The organism is Solirhodobacter olei (assembly GCF_004010155.1).
Taxonomy (GTDB): Bacteria; Pseudomonadota; Alphaproteobacteria; order Rhodobacterales; family Rhodobacteraceae; genus Solirhodobacter; species Solirhodobacter olei.
Genome location: NZ_RRYH01000021.1, coordinates 76551 through 91711, shown reverse-complemented (window position 1 = coordinate 91711; position 15161 = coordinate 76551). Strand labels below are relative to the sequence as shown.

General features: G+C 69.6%; 15 protein-coding genes. 7 read left to right on the top strand and 8 right to left on the bottom strand.

The features are described 5' to 3' along the window. Positions 1-86: 86 nt before the first annotated feature. Entirely contained in the window at positions 87-1127 is a 1041-nt protein-coding gene (locus EIP85_RS15430) for an alkane 1-monooxygenase (RefSeq protein WP_127903110.1), read from the bottom strand. A gap of 152 nt (positions 1128-1279) precedes the next feature. Between EIP85_RS15430 and ftsY the strand changes: the two genes are divergently transcribed. Continuing rightward, the gene (gene ftsY, locus EIP85_RS15425; RefSeq protein WP_127903109.1) at positions 1280-2407 is read left to right on the top strand and encodes a signal recognition particle-docking protein FtsY; all 1128 of its coding nucleotides are present in this window, start codon (positions 1280-1282) and stop codon (positions 2405-2407) included. 72 nt (positions 2408-2479) lie between these two features. On the opposite strand, the gene EIP85_RS15420 is transcribed toward ftsY, so the two are convergent. Continuing rightward, positions 2480-2899, bottom strand: coding sequence for a group III truncated hemoglobin (locus EIP85_RS15420; protein ID WP_127903108.1), 420 nt, complete (start codon positions 2897-2899; stop codon positions 2480-2482). A 243-nt stretch (positions 2900-3142) separates the two neighbouring features. On the opposite strand from EIP85_RS15420, the gene ileS reads away from it, so the two are divergent. Beyond that, a complete protein-coding gene (ileS, locus tag EIP85_RS15415) occupies positions 3143-6073 on the top strand; it encodes an isoleucine--tRNA ligase (protein ID WP_127903107.1) in 2931 nt (976 codons plus the stop codon). A gap of 54 nt (positions 6074-6127) precedes the next feature. Then, positions 6128-6577, top strand: coding sequence for a methylated-DNA--[protein]-cysteine S-methyltransferase (locus tag EIP85_RS15410; RefSeq protein ID WP_127903106.1), 450 nt, complete (start codon positions 6128-6130; stop codon positions 6575-6577). Positions 6578-6581: 4 nt separating this feature from the next. On the opposite strand, the gene EIP85_RS15405 is transcribed toward EIP85_RS15410, so the two are convergent. From EIP85_RS15405 to EIP85_RS15380, 6 genes are all read right to left on the bottom strand, one after another. Next, a complete protein-coding gene (locus EIP85_RS15405; RefSeq protein WP_127903105.1) occupies positions 6582-7277 on the bottom strand; it encodes a CDP-alcohol phosphatidyltransferase family protein in 696 nt (231 codons plus the stop codon). A gap of 366 nt (positions 7278-7643) precedes the next feature. Beyond that, complete coding sequence (locus EIP85_RS15400; protein WP_127903104.1) at positions 7644-8123, bottom strand: hypothetical protein; 480 nt, start codon at positions 8121-8123, stop codon at positions 7644-7646. A 102-nt stretch (positions 8124-8225) separates the two neighbouring features. After that, entirely contained in the window at positions 8226-9149 is a 924-nt protein-coding gene (locus EIP85_RS15395; RefSeq protein WP_127903103.1) for a tyrosine recombinase XerC, read from the bottom strand. Next, positions 9146-9853, bottom strand: coding sequence for a DUF484 family protein (locus EIP85_RS15390; protein WP_127903102.1), 708 nt, complete (start codon positions 9851-9853; stop codon positions 9146-9148). The genes EIP85_RS15395 and EIP85_RS15390 overlap by 4 nt, the downstream gene beginning before the upstream one ends. A gap of 362 nt (positions 9854-10215) precedes the next feature. Further along, positions 10216-11004, bottom strand: coding sequence for an anti-sigma factor family protein (locus tag EIP85_RS15385; protein WP_127903101.1), 789 nt, complete (start codon positions 11002-11004; stop codon positions 10216-10218). Then, positions 11001-11510 (bottom strand): sigma-70 family RNA polymerase sigma factor, encoded by a 510-nt coding sequence (locus tag EIP85_RS15380; RefSeq protein WP_127903100.1) that lies wholly within the window; start codon positions 11508-11510, stop codon positions 11001-11003. Before EIP85_RS15380 ends, EIP85_RS15385 begins: the two co-directional genes overlap by 4 nt. A 303-nt stretch (positions 11511-11813) precedes the next feature. Here EIP85_RS15380 and EIP85_RS15375 point away from each other — a divergent pair, with 303 nt between their 5' ends. The 4 genes from EIP85_RS15375 (at position 11814) to EIP85_RS15360 (ending at position 15129) form a co-directional block, all read left to right on the top strand. Beyond that, positions 11814-13058 carry an MFS transporter gene (locus EIP85_RS15375; protein ID WP_127903099.1) on the top strand — a complete coding sequence of 415 codons (1245 nt, stop codon included), beginning with the start codon at positions 11814-11816 and terminating at the stop codon, positions 13056-13058. Next, positions 13055-13609 (top strand): P-loop NTPase family protein, encoded by a 555-nt coding sequence (locus EIP85_RS15370; RefSeq protein WP_127903098.1) that lies wholly within the window; start codon positions 13055-13057, stop codon positions 13607-13609. Before EIP85_RS15375 ends, EIP85_RS15370 begins: the two co-directional genes overlap by 4 nt. A 27-nt stretch (positions 13610-13636) precedes the next feature. Next, the gene (locus tag EIP85_RS15365) at positions 13637-14509 is read left to right on the top strand and encodes a 50S ribosomal protein L11 methyltransferase (protein WP_127903097.1); all 873 of its coding nucleotides are present in this window, start codon (positions 13637-13639) and stop codon (positions 14507-14509) included. Between the two features lie 89 nt (positions 14510-14598). Further along, positions 14599-15129, top strand: a complete 531-nt coding sequence (locus tag EIP85_RS15360; protein ID WP_127903096.1) for a hypothetical protein — start codon at positions 14599-14601, stop codon at positions 15127-15129. Positions 15130-15161 lie beyond the last annotated feature (32 nt).

Genomic DNA, 15161 nt, shown 5'->3' with positions numbered 1-15161 from the left:
GCAGGCGCGATGGCCCATCCTGCCACGGAACCGCTCGCGCGGCCAGCCTGCGGGGAAGGGCGGCGCGGACGGGATGGGCGGCGGCCTCAGCCCGCAGCTTCCAGCCAGCGCCCCAGCCGCGGCGTGATGACGCGGAACCAGAGCGGCGGGATCAGCGCAAGGGTCGCCATCACCGGCAGGCTGAAGGGCAGGCGCGGGGCTTCCGTCGGCTGCGGCAGCGTCAGTTCCGGATAATGCCAAGCGGGGTGGGCGTGATGCGCCGAATGGCGCGGCGCGTTCAGCATCAGCGCCGACGAATACCAGCGCCCGGAGTTCCAGGAATGTCCGTCGCCGAACGGCTCGGGCCTGCCGTCCGGGCCAATCTGACGCTCCAGCCCGTAATGCTGGACGTAGTCCGAGAGCATCAGCTGCAGCTGTGCATAGCCCGCCAGAAGCAGGTAGACCGCCAGCCCGCCCCAGCCCATCAGAAGGTAGAAGAGCAGCAGAAAGCCGAGCGCGCCGAGGATGTAGATCGCATAGGGGTTCACCCCTTCCGACGCAGCCCGTGCCCGCAGCTCCCGCTCCGCCTGGTAGCCCGCGACGAAGGCCCCGCCCCAGGCGCGCGGCAGGAACTGCCAGAAGCTCTCCCCCGCCGGGGCGGAGTTCGGATCCTCCAGCGTGGCCACGTGACGATGATGGACCAGCCGGTGCGCCGAGGTGTGCTGGCCAAAGAGCAGGCTGATGAAGATCCACATGCCGAGGCTGAACAGCCCCTTTTCGGAGCGGTGGATCAGCTCGTGCGCGTTGGAATTGCTGACCTGTCCGAAGAAGAGGCCGAAGGCGAAGAACAGCACCACGCGCGGCAGCCAGCCGAGGTCGGTGTGCCCGGCGATGGCGTAGACCGCGACCAGAAGCAGGATGAAATGCGAGGCGCCGAGCGTAATGGAGAGCTCGTCGGCCGCCGGGAACTCCGTCTCGGGCTCCACCGCCGGCGCGACGTAGGAGATCAGCTCGTCCATCGCGAAGACGAAGACGGTCATGTAGCCGAGCGCGAGCCAGGCCCAGAGGCCGCCAAAGCCCGCGGCGATCATCAGCAGCAGGACCGGGGTGACCGTGGCGATGGCGAAGACGAGGATCTGGCGCGGCATGGCGTCTCCTGAAACGGGCGGGTCCGGGCGGCAGTATCGCCGCGGAATGGAGCGTTTCCAAGGCCGGGATCGCATCTCTCGGCCTGCCGCGGTCTTCCCTCTGCGGGCCCTTCGGTTTAGGGACAGGGAGGGCCAGAAAAGGGGCGCTCCGCATGTCGTTCTTCACCAAACTCCGGGACCGGCTGACGAAATCCTCCTCGCGGATCGACGCGGGGCTGGAGGACCTCGTCAGCGGCGAGGCGGAGGCCGCGCCGCAGGCGCCGCCCACGCCCCCAGCGCCGGAGCCCGCGCGGGATGTGACGCCTCCGCCCGGGGCCGACCGGCCCGCTCCGCCGGCGCCGCCCAGCCCGCAGCCTGCGTCCCTGTCCCCTGCACCCATCGCGCCGCCCGCTGCCGCGCCGAAGGCGCCGGGCCTGATCTCCCGCCTCACCGGGGCCGTCGCCGGCGGGCGGATCTTCGACGACGCGATGCTCGAAAGCCTCGAAGAGCTGCTGATCCAGTCCGACATGGGGGTGGAGACCTCGCTTTCCGTCGCCGCCAATATCGCCGAGGGGCGGATGGGCCGCCGGATCACGGCCGAAGAGCTGAAGCGCCAGCTTGCGAGCGAGGTCGCCCGCATTCTCGCCCCTGTCGCCCGGCCGCTGCCGCTTTACCCGACGAAGCCGCAGGTGGTGCTGGTCGTGGGCGTCAACGGCTCCGGCAAGACGACGACGATCGGCAAGCTCGCCAGCCAGTTCCGCGCCGCCGGCAAGTCGGTTGTGATCGCCGCGGGCGACACCTTCCGCGCGGCGGCGGTGGAGCAGCTGCAGGTCTGGGGCCAACGGGCCGGGGTGCCGGTGCTGACCGCGCCCGAAGGCTCTGACCCCGCAAGCCTCGCCTTCGACGCGATGACCAAGGCACAGGCGGAGGGGGCGGACCTTCTGATGATCGATACCGCCGGGCGGCTGCAGAACCGCGCCGACCTGATGGAGGAACTGGCGAAGATCGTCCGCGTGATCCGCAAGAAGGATCCCGACGCGCCGCACAACACGCTGCTGGTGCTCGACGCCACCACCGGCCAGAACGCGCTGAGCCAGGTCGAGACCTTCCGCAAGCTCGCCGATGTCTCGGGCCTGATCATGACCAAGCTCGACGGCACCGCGAAGGGCGGCGTGCTGGTGGCACTGGCCGACCGCTTCGGCCTGCCGATCCACGCGATCGGGGTGGGTGAGCAGATCGACGACCTCGCGCCCTTCGACCCGGAGGATTTCGCCCGCGCGCTGGTGGGGCTCGACGCCTGAGGGTCGGCCAGGTCCGGCCCGGGACGCCCCCGGCCTCCGGCAGGAATATTCAATGACAGAAGACGCTGCCGATCAGCCGAGCCGCGGCACCGCATCGGCCGGGCGGCGGGCATCCTCGACGCCCATGCGGAAGCTGCCGCCGATGCGATGGGCGAGGGCGGACCAGGCCAGCGCGCTCTGCGGCGGGAGGTTCTGGGCCAAGATCTCGTCGAAAAGGCCGAGCCAGACCGGGAAATGCTCCGGCGCCACGTCCCCGGCGGCGCGGTGCACGGCCATCGGGCGGCCGTCGTAGCCGCCCTCGTGCAGGATCGCGTTCTTCCAGAAGCGGGCGATCTTGTCCTCATGCGCGGCCCAGGCGGCGTCGCTTTCACCGACATGGGCGCGGAAGACGGGGCCGAGCGCGGGGTCGCGGCGGACTCGGGCGTAGAAAGCCGCGACCACCCGGTCGATCTGATCCGGGGTGAGGGGGAAACGCGGGGGCAGGGCGGTCATCTTCGGGCTCCGTCTGGCAGTGCGGCGACCCTGCCGCAGTGCGGCGAAATCGGCAAGCGGGCGTGCCGTCGCAGGCTCTGGACCACGCCCGCCCCCTTGCGTATAAGCCGCCGCATGGACCGGGAATTCGCACAAGGCCCCCGCGGGCGTCGAATTATTGGCCCGGCTGGCTGAATTTCAGCCGCCGGGATCCCAAGCCGCGGCCTGCCGCCCCCCTCCCGCCTGATTTCAAGGACCGCCGACATGTGCGCCGACCTGCCCGACTATCGCAATACCGTCTTCCTGCCCGAAACCGACTTTCCAATGCGTGCCGGCCTGCCCCAGCGCGAGCCGGAATGGCTCGCCCGGTGGGAGCGGCTGAGGATCTACGACCGGCTGCGCGAGCAGGCCGCCGACGGTACCCGCAAGCCTTTCATCCTGCATGACGGCCCGCCCTACGCGAACGGCCACCTGCATATCGGCCACGCGCTGAACAAGACCATCAAGGACATGATCGTCCGCTCGCAGCAGATGATGGGCCGCGATGCGCGCTACGTGCCGGGCTGGGACTGCCACGGCCTGCCGATCGAGTGGAAGATCGAGGAGCAGTACCGCGCCAAGGGGCTGGACAAGGACAAGGTCGACATCGTGGCCTTCCGGCAGGAGTGCCGCAAGTTCGCCGAGGGCTGGATCGACATCCAGCGCGAGGAGTTCAAGCGGCTCGGCGTGACCGGCAACTGGGACGACCCCTACCTGACCATGAAATTCCACGCCGAGGCGGTGATCGCCGAGGAATTCATGAAGTTCCTGATGAACGGCTCGCTCTACCAGGGCTCGAAGCCGGTGATGTGGTCGCCGGTCGAGAAGACCGCGCTGGCCGAGGCCGAGGTCGAGTATCACGACCACACCAGCCACACGATCTGGGTGCGCTTCCCGGTGGTCGCGGGCGCCACGGGCCGGCTCTCCGCCGCCAAGGTGCTGATCTGGACCACAACGCCCTGGACCATCCCGCAGAACCGGGCCGTCTGCTTCAATCCCGAGATCTCCTACGGCATGTACGAGGTCACCGGCCGGCCCGAGCAGAGCCAGGCGACGATCGGAGAATACCTGCTTCTCGCCGACAACCTGGCCGAGCAGGTCTTCGCGGCGGCCAAGCTCGACGACACGATGTATCGGCGCATGGCCGACGTGACGGCCGAGGAGCTTTCGGCGCTGACCCTCGCCCATCCCTTCCGTGGCGTCGAAGGGGCCGAGGGCGAGTGGGAGTTCGACGTGCCGCTGCTGCCCGGTCAGCATGTGACCGACGACGCGGGCACCGGGTTCGTTCATACCGCGCCCAGCCACGGCGATGACGACTACCAGGTCTACCTCGCGTTCCGGGACACCTTCCCGGGGCTGCAGATGACCTACAACGTCGAGCCCGACGGCTCCTACCGCAAGGATCTGCCGCTTTTCGGGGGCGAGGTCATCATCACGCCCGACGGCAAGGAGGGCGGCGCCAATGTTGCCGTCATCAAGCAGCTCGCCTGGGCCGGCAAGCTGTTCGCCAAGGGCAAGATCAAGCATTCCTACCCGCACAGCTGGCGCTCCAAGGCGCCGCTGATCTTCCGCAATACCCAGCAGTGGTTCGTGGCGATCGATCATCCGCTCGACGACGGGCTGAACGGGCCGACCGGGCAGGACACGATCCGCACCCGCGCGCTCAACTCGATCGAGGCGCTGGTGAAGTTCCACCCGGTCTCCGGTCGCAACCGCCTGCATTCCATGATCGCCGCGCGCCCGGATTGGGTGCTGTCGCGCCAGCGGGCCTGGGGCGTGCCGCTGACCTGCTTCGTCCGCATCGGCGCCAAACCGACGGACGAGGATTTCCTGCTGCGCGACGCCAAGGTCAACGCCCGCGTCGTCGCGGCGTTCGAGGAGGGCGGGGCCGACGCCTGGTACCTGCCGGGCTTCAAGGAGAAGATGCTCGACGGGCTGCACGATCCGGCCGCCTACGAGCAGGTGTTCGATATCCTCGACGTCTGGTTCGACTCGGGCTCCACCCATGCCTTCGTGCTGCGCGACCGGCCGGACGGGACGGCGGACGGAATCGCCGATCTCTACCTCGAAGGGACGGACCAGCACCGCGGCTGGTTCCATTCCTCGATGCTGCAGGCCTGCGGCACGATCGGCCGCGCGCCTTACCGAGGCGTCGTCACCCATGGGTTCACGCTCGACGAGAAGGGCATGAAGATGTCCAAGTCGCTGGGCAACACGGTGGTTCCGCAGGAGGTGATCGACCAGTACGGCGCCGATATCCTGCGGCTTTGGGTGGCGCAGTCCGACTACACGGTGGACCAGCGGATCGGGAAGGAGATCCTGAAGGGCACGGCCGACAGCTATCGCCGGCTGCGCAACACGCTGCGCTTCACGCTGGGCAACCTGAAGGGCTTCGAAGAGGCCGAGCGCGTCGCCCCGGCGCAGATGCCGGAGCTGGAGCGCTGGGTGCTGCATCGGCTCGCCGAGCTCGATGCCGAGGTGCGGGCGGGCTATGCCGCCTATGACTTCCAGGGCGTGTTCCAGAAGCTCTTCCAGTTCTGCACCATCGACCTCTCTACGCTCTATTTCGACGTCCGGAAGGATGCGCTCTACTGCGACGCGCCGGGCAGCCTGCGGCGGCGCGCGGCGCGGACCGTGCTGGACCTGATCTTCCACCGGCTGGTGACCTGGCTGGCGCCGATCCTCGTCTTCACGATGGAGGACGTGTGGCTGTCGCGCTTCCCGGGCGAGGAGTCCTCGGTCCACCTGTGCGACATGCCGGCGACACCTGCCGAATGGCGCGATGCCGCGCTCGCGGCGAAATGGGAGAAGGTGCGCCAGGTGCGCCGCGTCGTCACCGCCGCGCTGGAAGTGCAGCGGACGGCGAAGGTGATCGGGGCGAGCCTCGAGGCGGCCCCCGTGGTCCATGTCGACGCCGAGACGGCAAAGCTGCTGCGCGGCATGGAGTTTGCCGATCTCTGCATCACGTCCGGTATCCAGGTGTCGACCGATCCGATGCCGCAGGAGGCGTTCCGCCTGCCGGAGATTGACGGGGTCGGCGTGGTCTTCGAGGCGGCAGAGGGCGAGAAGTGCCAGCGCTGCTGGAAGATCCTGCCCGATGCAGGCTCCCACGCGCATCCCGGGACCTGCGCCCGCTGCAACGAGGCCCTGGGCTGAGCCTGTTCGTGTGAGGGCTTGCGCCCCGGCCCGGCCGGGGCGCAGGATCAGGCGATGAAAGCCACAGTCGAAACCCCCACGGGCCCGGTGACGATCGAGGCCGACGACCATGCCATCACCTCTGCCCGCTGGGGCCGGGGTGGGGCGGACCGCTCGGACCTGCTTGACGCCGCCGGGGCGCAGCTGGGGGAATATTTCGCCGGGCAGCGGCAGGCGTTCGATCTGCCGCTCGCGCCCGGCGGCGACGACTTCCAGCGGCGGTTCCTGGCGATCCTGCGGGCGATTCCCTACGGCGAGACACGCACCTATGGCGAGATCGCGCGCGAGATGGGGGTCAGCGCACAGGCCATTGGCCAGGCCTGCGGGGCCAATCCGATCCCGATCTTTATCCCCTGCCACCGGGTGCTGGGGGCCAGCGGGCTTGGCGGGTTTTCCGGCGGGGTCGGGGTGGAGACGAAGGTGGCGCTTCTGAAGCTGGAAGGTGCGGCGGGGTTGCTGATCTGAACGCTCAGGCGCGCTTCGGCGGCACGATCTGCTGGGCGATGCCGGCGAAGACCAGGTAGAGGCTGGTCAGCAGCAGGCCGGCGTGGGCGATCGGCCCGGAGGCGAAATTCGTCCAGGCGGCCCAGGCGGCGAAGAAGGTCCAGACGAAGGCGATGGGCAGCGAGACCTTGCGCCAGCGCTCGGTGCGGACGGGGTGGATGAACTTCAGTGGCGTGAACATCGCCGCGGCGAGGATCACGACGATGGCCAGCGTGACCCAGAAATCCGGCTTCAGCGCGAAGATGACGATAGCGAACATGTTCCAGCAGCCAGGGAAGCCGGCGAAGGAATTGTCCTTCGTTTTCATACGTGTATCGGCGAAATAGAGGCCGCTGCCATAGGTGATCACGAAGATCGCGATCCAGCCGGTCCAGCCGGGCAGAAGCCCGGATTTGAATAGTGCGAAGGCCGGGATGAAGACATAGGTCAGGTAGTCGATGATCAGGTCGAGAAGCACGCCGTCGATCTGCGGGGCATGGGTCTTCACCTGATATTTGCGCGCCAGGGGGCCGTCGATCCCGTCGACGGCGAAGGCCACGACCAGCCAAAGGAACATCAGCGACCATTTCATCTCCACCGCGGCAAGCATGGCCAGCATGGAGATGACGGCGCCGGTGCCGGTGAGCAGGTGGACGGAATAGGCGCGCTGCTTCTCATTCATGTTGGTTTCATGACGGAAACCGGGCTGAGAGGCAATGGCGGAACCTCGGGGCGGGCGGCCCGAGTAGCCCGGGGCGGGTGATTTGCCAGCGCATTTTCGCCACACCGGTTCTTGGCCCGTCCGGGCCGGGGGGCGCCATCGGGGCTCAATCCGCCAAACGCTGGGAAACGCCCGCCTCGATCCGCCATTGCTCGCCTTGGTCATGGGCCAGATGCATCCCCGGTCCCCGCTTCTGCCCGTGGTGCCCGGGAATGAAGTCAGGCCGCGACCCCGGGGGGGAGGGGTCGCGGCCTGGCCGGGCGGCCCTGTGGGCCAGGCCCTTGGCTCTGATCCGCCGGGTGTGACCGCCGGGCGCCGATCCGGGGATCAGCTGCCCTGGCCTGCCTCGACCTCGCCCGGCAATTCGCGGTCGGGGCCGTTCCCTGATTGAGCGCCGGATTGGCTGGCCTGCCCGGTGCCGGCGGCTGCTGCAAGGCCCAGCCCCGTCGCGCCGGCGAGGGCGGAGGCCGCGGCGTTGTTCGAAACCGTGCCCGGCGCGGTAAGCGTGCCGCCATCGGTGACCGTGCCCTGCGTTGCGGCATCACCGTTCTGATCTGCCGAGGACAGGTTGGAGAGAATCGCCTGGAGCACGGTCGCGATGGAATCTTGGCCGTTCGCGGTGGCCGCTGCGCCCGGCCCCGCGCCTTGCGGCGGGGGCGGGCCGCCTGCGCCGCCGGGTCCCCTGCCGCCACCCGGTGCGGTGCCAGTGGCGGAACTGAGCGAGGCGGTCTCGCTGGCCGACTGAGGGGCCCGCAGCGGCGGCGGCTGCAGGAAGGGAAGCGATTGGGTCAGCGCGGCGATCGACATGGGGCGATCCTTTCGGGCGTCAGGCGGTTCCGGCAGATGCCTTGCCGGCAGGTGCCTTGGACCGTTGTGCCGCGAAAACGTTGAGAAAGGGTTGAGGCCGGATCAGGCTCGGGGATGGGCCTTGTCGTAGACCTCCATCAGCCGCGCCGCGTCCACCGCCGTGTAGGCCTGGGTGGTGGAGAGCGAGGCGTGGCCCAGAAGCTCCTGGATCGCGCGCAGGTCCCCCCCGGCGGCCAGCAGATGGGTGGCGAAGGAATGGCGCATCGCGTGCGGCGTGGCGGTCGCGGGCAGGCCCAGACGATGGCGCGCGCCCTCCATCGCCCTGGCGATCAGGCGGGGGGAGAGGGGACCGCCGCGGGCGCCACGGAAAAGCGCCGCCTCGGGCTCCAGGTCGAAGGGGCAGAGGGCCGCGTAGTGCGAGACGGCCTCGCGCGCGGCGGGCAGCACGGGAACAAGCCGCTCCTTGCCGCCCTTGCCGCGAATCCTCAGCGTGTCCGGCAGCCTGGCCGCCGCGCCGGTGAGCGAGAGCGCCTCGGAGATCCGCAGCCCGCAGCCGTAGAGCAGGGTCACCACTGCGATGTCTCGGGCGGCGATCCAGTCCTCGCGCGCGTCGTCGCCGACGGTGGCGATCATGGCGCGCGCGGCATCCTCGGTCAGGGGCCGCGGCAGCTTGCGGCGGAATTTCGGGCCGCGGGCGGAGAGGACGGCGGTGGCCTCGGCCCCCTCGCGGTCCGACAGCCAGCGCAGGAAGCTTTTCACCGAGGAGAGCGCGCGGGCCAGAGAGCGGGCGGAAAGACCGCGTGCGCGCTCCTGCGCCATCCAGGCGCGCAGGTCGGATTGTGGTAGGTCCGCCAAGGGTTTGAGGCCCATCGGCCCGCCATTGTGGCGGGCCAGGAAATCAAGGAAACCGGTCACGTCGCGCCGGTAAGCGGTGAGCGTGTTGGGCGCCCGACCCTTCAGCGCGCCGAGATGGGTGATCCAGCGCTCCAGCGCGTCGCGTTCGGCGGGGGAGAGCGCGAGGCTCATGCCAGCCAGCGGCGCATGACCCTTTCGAAGACACCGGAGAAGAAGGCCAGAAGGTCGGTGCCCTGCGAGGGCCGGAAATGGTGCGGGTCTTCGGCGCCGAAGGCGAGCATGCCGGGCAAGCGGCCTGCGCCGAGGTCGAGCCGCATCAGCGCCTCTGACCGGATCCAGCTTGCCTGTTCGCCGTAGATGCCGTTGGCCTCCGGCATGACCTGGCGCAGCGTCACCGCGCGGGCGGGCAGGCGGCGTCCGGCGGCGACGTATTCCTCGATGAAGCCGGGATCGACGATCTGCAGGATGCCGCCCATGCTGTCGAGGCCGGGATCCTCCTCGGCGTGAGGGGATTCGAGGACCAGGCGCACGCTGTCCACGCGCAGGGTCTGGGCCACGTCTCCGCCGAGATTTCTCAAGAATTCCTCGAAGTTTATCGGGTCCAGCAGGCGCAGGATGGCGCGGTGGATCTGGTTGGTGCCGGCGAGGTTCTCATAGGCCGCGGCGATGACCGAGCGGTGGGTATCCTCCAGCCGGTCGAGCCGTGCCTCGAGCCGCTCCATCGCGATGCCGCGCAGGTCGACGACGTTCGAGCCGAGCGCGCGTTCGTTGGCGGCGACGAGGGCGCGCATGAGGTCGTGGTCTTCGAGGACGAGATCGGGATCCTCCAGGATCCGGTCGCGCCAGTCTTCGGTGATCCGTGCCGTTTCCGCCATGCCTGTCTCTCTGCCACCCGTTTTTTCAGGGCTTTTCAACTCCGGTTGGCCCCGAGACTACACGAAAGCCCGAAGGGGGCGCCAGCGGTTTGACGGGCGGGACGGGGATCCAGGGCGGGCTGTGCCATCTGTGCGGCGCTGGGCCCCGGGGCGGGTTAAAGAAGGGTTGCGGAGGCGTGCCGGGGCGCCGCCCCGCGCCGGGCGATCCGGGGTCAAGCAGCTGAAATGACGAAGAAAACCGAATGCCGAAAAAGCACCGCTTTTGCACCGCTTTCGCACCGTAGCCGGCAGGCTTCGATGTGCGCACACGCACGCCGGTGCCGCCGCGTGGCGGAAACCGTGCGCCAGCGCACAGCGGCGAGTCAGAGCATCTGGTCGTAGGCCATGGTGGCGATGCGCTGCAGCGCCGATCGTGGCAGCGGGCCGGCGAGCGCGTAGCTCAGGTCCCGGTCGATCCACCAGAAGCCTTGGGTGCCGTCGACGGCGTAGAAGCGCAGGCCGGCGCCGGCGTCCCTGGCCCCCGGCGCGATGTAGAGCGCCAGGCGCTGGCCGACCGAGTCCTGGTACATGAACAGCGCCGCCGGTCCGCCGGCGGAGGGCAGCACCCGGCCGCCCATCAGCAGGAAGCCGGCGCGGGTGAAGTCGGGCGCGTGGATCTCGTGCCCGAGCCGGGCAGAGACCCAGGCGGTGAGGTGGGTGGCGTCGCTGGCGGGCACCTCGACCGGGTGCAGGGTCTCGACCACATAGGTGCGATAGGCCCGCGCGGCGTCGAGCGCGGGATTGGGCCCGGTCGCGGTGAAGAAGCGGTCATGGATCACCCAGCCCAGCGATGTGCCAAGCACGAGGAACAGGATCGCCAGCGTCATCGGCCCGATGCGCGGCAGGGTGAAGGGCGGGCGGATCGGCGCGGTGCGGGCGTCGTCCAGCAGCGCCGAGATCTCCTCGGGCAGGACCTGGTCGGCCACCGGGGCGTAGAGGGAGGCCAGCGTGCTGTCCTGCCGGCGCCATGTGGCGAGGGTGGCGCGGGCCTCCGGATCGCCGTCGATCCGGTCGGCCAGCAGCCGGCGCTCGCGTTCCGGCAGTGCGCCGGAATGCCACAGCAGCAGGCTTTCGAGCGGGACCGGATCGGGGCGGAGATCGGCCTGTGTCATCGCGCGGCACTCCGCGGCGCGTCTTCCTGGCCGAGCATCTGGGTGAAGGTGCTGCGGGCCCGGGCGAGGCGGGAGAGCATCCGGCCGCGCGGGATGGTGAGAAGGCGCGCGGCCTCTTCGATGTTCATCTCCTCCAGCGCGACGAGCAGGAGGGCCGCGCGCTGGTCGGCGGGAAGGCGGGCCAGCGCGGCCTGCACCTCGTCGAAGGAAAACGCGCCGTCATGGCTGTTGTGGCCGTGCTGGGTATGGTTGAAGCCGGCGCCACCCGCCACGGCCATCATCGGCCGCGGCCTGCGGCGGCGGAGCTGGTCGCGGTAGCGGTTCAGAAGGATGCGGAAGAGCCAGACCTTCACCGTGCCGTCGCGGCGCCACTGTGCGCCGCGGGCGAGGGCGCGTTGCAGGCAGTCCTCCACCAGCTCGTCGGCGGCCTCGCGGTCCTGCACCAGCGCATGGGCAAAGCGCCGGATCGCCGGTACAGCCGCTTCGATCTCCTCAAGGAAATCCATCCGCGGCCCCCGCCCTAACCTCGACCGGCGGGCTTGCGGCCCGGGTCGGCACCTGCGCGGTGCGGTACGAGATCGAGCCTCGGTCCTCCCTCGGCTGGCATCGTCTCCTCCCTCTCCTGATTACAATTTATGCGACACTCGGCCGCAGACACGCAAGAGTGATGGTTATTGAGGCAGAAGATTTCCGGGACCGGCGCCGGGGCGGTCCGGGTGCCGGGACGCGGCGGCGCGCGCCCGGCGGGGGCGGGGCGTCGCACATTTTCGCTCTACCCCCTGCCGCGGAAAGGGCTTAGAGCGCAGATCATGAAGGGGTTTCACCGCAAATTGACGCTTGCCGAGGCGGAGGCGCTGCCGCCGTGGCGCCGGCCGGTCGCGCTATTGTTCCTGATGGCCGCGGCGCAGCCGATCGCGTTTGCGACCTGGAACGCGCTTCTGAACAATTTCGTGGTCGAGGCGGCGGGCTTCAACGGCGTCGACATCGGCTGGCTGCAATCGGTGCGCGAGATCCCGGGCTTCCTGGCCGTCGGCGTGCTGGCGGTGCTGCTTCTGATGCGCGAGCAGACGCTGGCGGTGCTGTCGCTGGTCGTGCTTGGCGGCGCGGTGGCGGTGACGGCATGGTTTCCGACCTTCGCCGGGCTTCTGACCGTCACCATGATCTCCTCGATCGGTTTCCACTATTACCAGACGGTCAACCAGTCGCTGCAGTTGCAGTGGATCGACCGCAAGCAGGCGCCGCATGTGCTGGGCCGCATCGTCACCGTCGGCTCCGGCGCGGCGCTGGCGGCCTATGTCGTGCTGATCCTGACCTGGAAGACCTTCGATCTGTCGTTCAACTTCGTATACATGGCGGCGGGCGGGGTGACGGTTCTGATCGCTCTCTACTGCTTCTTCGCCTTCCCGAAGTTCGAGAGCCCCCATCCGCAGGGCAAGAAGCTGGTGCTGCGCAAGCGCTACTGGCTTTATTACGCGCTGCAGCTGATGTCGGGCGCGCGGCGGCAGATCTTCGTCGTCTTCGCGGCCTTCATGATGGTGCAGAAGTTCGGCTTCCACGTCGATCAGGTGACCGGGCTCTACCTGATCAACTACGTGCTGAACATGACGCTGGCGCCGGTGATGGGCCGCGCGGTCGCCCGCTTTGGCGAGCGGCAGGTGCTGATCTTCGAATATCTCGGGCTGATCGTGATCTTCAGCTCCTACGCCGGGGTCTATTACTTCGGCTGGGGCTGGGAGGTGGCGGCGGGCCTTTACATCATCGACCAGCTGTTCTTCGCGCTGGCCTTCGCGCTGAAGACCTATTTCCAGAAGATCGGCGCGCCGGGGGACATGGCGCCCACCGCCGCCGTGGCCTTCACCATCAACCATATCGCCGCGGTCTTCCTGCCGGCGGCGCTGGGCTACGTCTGGGTCATCGCGCCGGGTGTCGTCTTCGCCATCGCGGCGGGGATGGCCTGCACCTCGCTTGCGCTGGCGCTGATGGTGCCGCGCGACCCCGAGCCGGGGCGCGAGACGATCTTCGCGGGCCTTCTGAGGTCCGCGCCGGCGGAATGAGCCGGGTCCTTGTCATCGGCGGCAGCGGGGCGGGGACCTCGACGCTGGGCCGCGCGCTGGCGACGGAGCTGGCGAGCCAGCAGTTCGACACCGACGATTTCTTCTGGCACCCGACCGACCCGCCCTTCGCGCGCAAGCGGCCGGAGGCGGAGCGGCTGGCGCTGATGGAGGCGGTGTTCCTGCCGCGGGCCAGCTGGGTGCTTTCGGGATCGCTCATCGGCTGGGGCGAGGCGGTGATCCCGCGGCTGACCCATGCGGTGCTGCTGACCCTGCCGGCGGAGGTGCGCCTCGCCCGGCTGAAGGCGCGGGAGGCGCAGCGCTACGGCGACCGGATCGCGCCCGGCGGGGACCTGGCCGGGGAGCATCGGGACTTCCTCGACTGGGCTGCGGGGTTCGACGACCCGGATTTCGCGCAGCGCTCCCTGCGCCGGACGGAGGCGTGGCTTGCGGCGCTGCCCTGCCCGGTCCTGCGGCTGGAGGGCGGGGCGAAGCCCGCGGTGCTGGCGCGGACGGTGCGCGGCTGGCTTGACCGGACGGCCCGGCCCGATTAGGGCGGGCGGGTTCAGACGGGGACCGACATGGCCAGCTATTCCGCCCTTACCACCCTTGCCGGGGAACCGGCCGCGCTCGTCCTTGCAGAGGCGATCGAGGCGCTGGAGCCCGCGCCGACCGGCGTCGGCACGTTCGAGGTGGAGGATGGATCGGGCCTCTGGGAAGTCGCGGCCTATTTCACCGAAGCCCCCGACGAGGTGGCCCTGGCGCTGCTGGCCGCCGTCCACGGCGCGCGGCCCTTCGCGGTGTCGGAGCTGCCGGAGGTCGACTGGGTCGCCAAGGTCCGGCGCGAGCTGGCCCCCGTGGAGGCCGGGCGGTTCTTCGTCTACGGCAGCCATGACGCGGACAAGGTGCCGGAGGGGCGCGTGGCGCTGATGATCGAGGCCTCGATGGCCTTCGGGACCGGGCACCATGCCACCACGCTCGGCTGCCTGCGCGCGCTGGAGCGGCTGGCCGCGGCCGGGGTGGAGCCCGCGCGCGTCGCCGATATCGGCTGCGGCACGGCGGTGCTGGCGATGGCCGCGGCCTCGATCTGGCCGAGCACGGTCCTTGCCTCGGACATCGATGCGGTCGCGGTCGAGGTGGCGGAGGCCAACCTGGCCGCGAACGGGCTGTCGGGCCGGGTCCTCTGCCTGGAGGCGGCCGGGTTCGCGCATCCGAAGATCGCCGAGGCCGCGCCGTTCGACCTGGTCTTCGCCAATATCCTGATGGGGCCGCTGATCGCCCTGGCCCCGGCCATGGCGGCCCATGTCGCGCCGGGCGGGCGGGCGATCCTGTCAGGCCTGCTGATCACGCAGGCGGCCGATATCCTTGCCGCCTACGAGGCTGTGGGCTTCACGCTGGAAAGCCGCGAGGACATCGGCGAGTGGAGCGCGCTAGTTCTGACCCGGCGGGCCTGAAAACGCCCCGAAATTGCCCATGCGTGGCCCTCGCCCGGCCCCAGAGACCCATCAAATTGTCATCGAATTGGTGGGAAAGGTGGTCTCTGATGTACCAGGGCAATCACGCTTCTTTCGAGGAACGCATCCGCCGGATCGAGGTCGACCGCAAGGCGCAGGCGCCGGTCCCCACGCGCACTCGCCGGCCGGTTCACCGGCCGTGGCGCAGGCTGGAGAGCGGGCTGAAGCTCGCCTCGCTCACCGCGATTGCGCTGATCGGGGTGAAGGTCGGCCTGATGCTGCTGGTGGGGCCGCAGGCCTATGCCCAGCACCGCGCCGACCTGCAGTCGGGCGGCAGCATCGAGCGGCTCGGCGCCGCGCTGATGGAGCCGGATGTCATTACCCAATCCGCCGCGCGGCTGGCCTTTGGCTCCGCCCAGATGACGCAGGAGGCGATGGCCGCGGCTACGGCGGCGGCCACGGCGCCGGCCCGGGCGCCGGGCCAGCCGATCGTGCTGAACCGGGCGCGCCCGACGGGGAATTTCTTCCTGCCTGCGCGCGTCGCCCCCGCCGATGGCTCGACGAGCCTGCCCAAGGGCGCGGGCCATTTCGTAGCCGTGCCCGGCGCGCCGACGCACTGAGCGGGTCGGGCCGGCAAGCTGCCCGACGGCGG

Bases quoted from the DNA above. Each gene is read 5' to 3' on its own strand.
- EIP85_RS15430 (WP_127903110.1), bottom strand. From the start codon at position 1,127: ATGCCGCGCCAGATCCTCGTCTTCGCCATCGCCACGGTCACCCCGGTC.
- ftsY (WP_127903109.1), top strand. From the start codon at position 1,280: ATGTCGTTCTTCACCAAACTCCGGGACCGGCTGACGAAATCCTCCTCG.
- EIP85_RS15420 (WP_127903108.1), bottom strand. From the start codon at position 2,899: ATGACCGCCCTGCCCCCGCGTTTCCCCCTCACCCCGGATCAGATCGAC.
- ileS (WP_127903107.1), top strand. From the start codon at position 3,143: ATGTGCGCCGACCTGCCCGACTATCGCAATACCGTCTTCCTGCCCGAA.
- EIP85_RS15410 (WP_127903106.1), top strand. From the start codon at position 6,128: ATGAAAGCCACAGTCGAAACCCCCACGGGCCCGGTGACGATCGAGGCC.
- EIP85_RS15405 (WP_127903105.1), bottom strand. From the start codon at position 7,277: ATGAATGAGAAGCAGCGCGCCTATTCCGTCCACCTGCTCACCGGCACC.
- EIP85_RS15400 (WP_127903104.1), bottom strand. From the start codon at position 8,123: ATGTCGATCGCCGCGCTGACCCAATCGCTTCCCTTCCTGCAGCCGCCG.
- EIP85_RS15395 (WP_127903103.1), bottom strand. From the start codon at position 9,149: ATGAGCCTCGCGCTCTCCCCCGCCGAACGCGACGCGCTGGAGCGCTGG.
- EIP85_RS15390 (WP_127903102.1), bottom strand. From the start codon at position 9,853: ATGGCGGAAACGGCACGGATCACCGAAGACTGGCGCGACCGGATCCTG.
- EIP85_RS15385 (WP_127903101.1), bottom strand. From the start codon at position 11,004: ATGACACAGGCCGATCTCCGCCCCGATCCGGTCCCGCTCGAAAGCCTG.
- EIP85_RS15380 (WP_127903100.1), bottom strand. From the start codon at position 11,510: ATGGATTTCCTTGAGGAGATCGAAGCGGCTGTACCGGCGATCCGGCGC.
- EIP85_RS15375 (WP_127903099.1), top strand. From the start codon at position 11,814: ATGAAGGGGTTTCACCGCAAATTGACGCTTGCCGAGGCGGAGGCGCTG.
- EIP85_RS15370 (WP_127903098.1), top strand. From the start codon at position 13,055: ATGAGCCGGGTCCTTGTCATCGGCGGCAGCGGGGCGGGGACCTCGACG.
- EIP85_RS15365 (WP_127903097.1), top strand. From the start codon at position 13,637: ATGGCCAGCTATTCCGCCCTTACCACCCTTGCCGGGGAACCGGCCGCG.
- EIP85_RS15360 (WP_127903096.1), top strand. From the start codon at position 14,599: ATGTACCAGGGCAATCACGCTTCTTTCGAGGAACGCATCCGCCGGATC.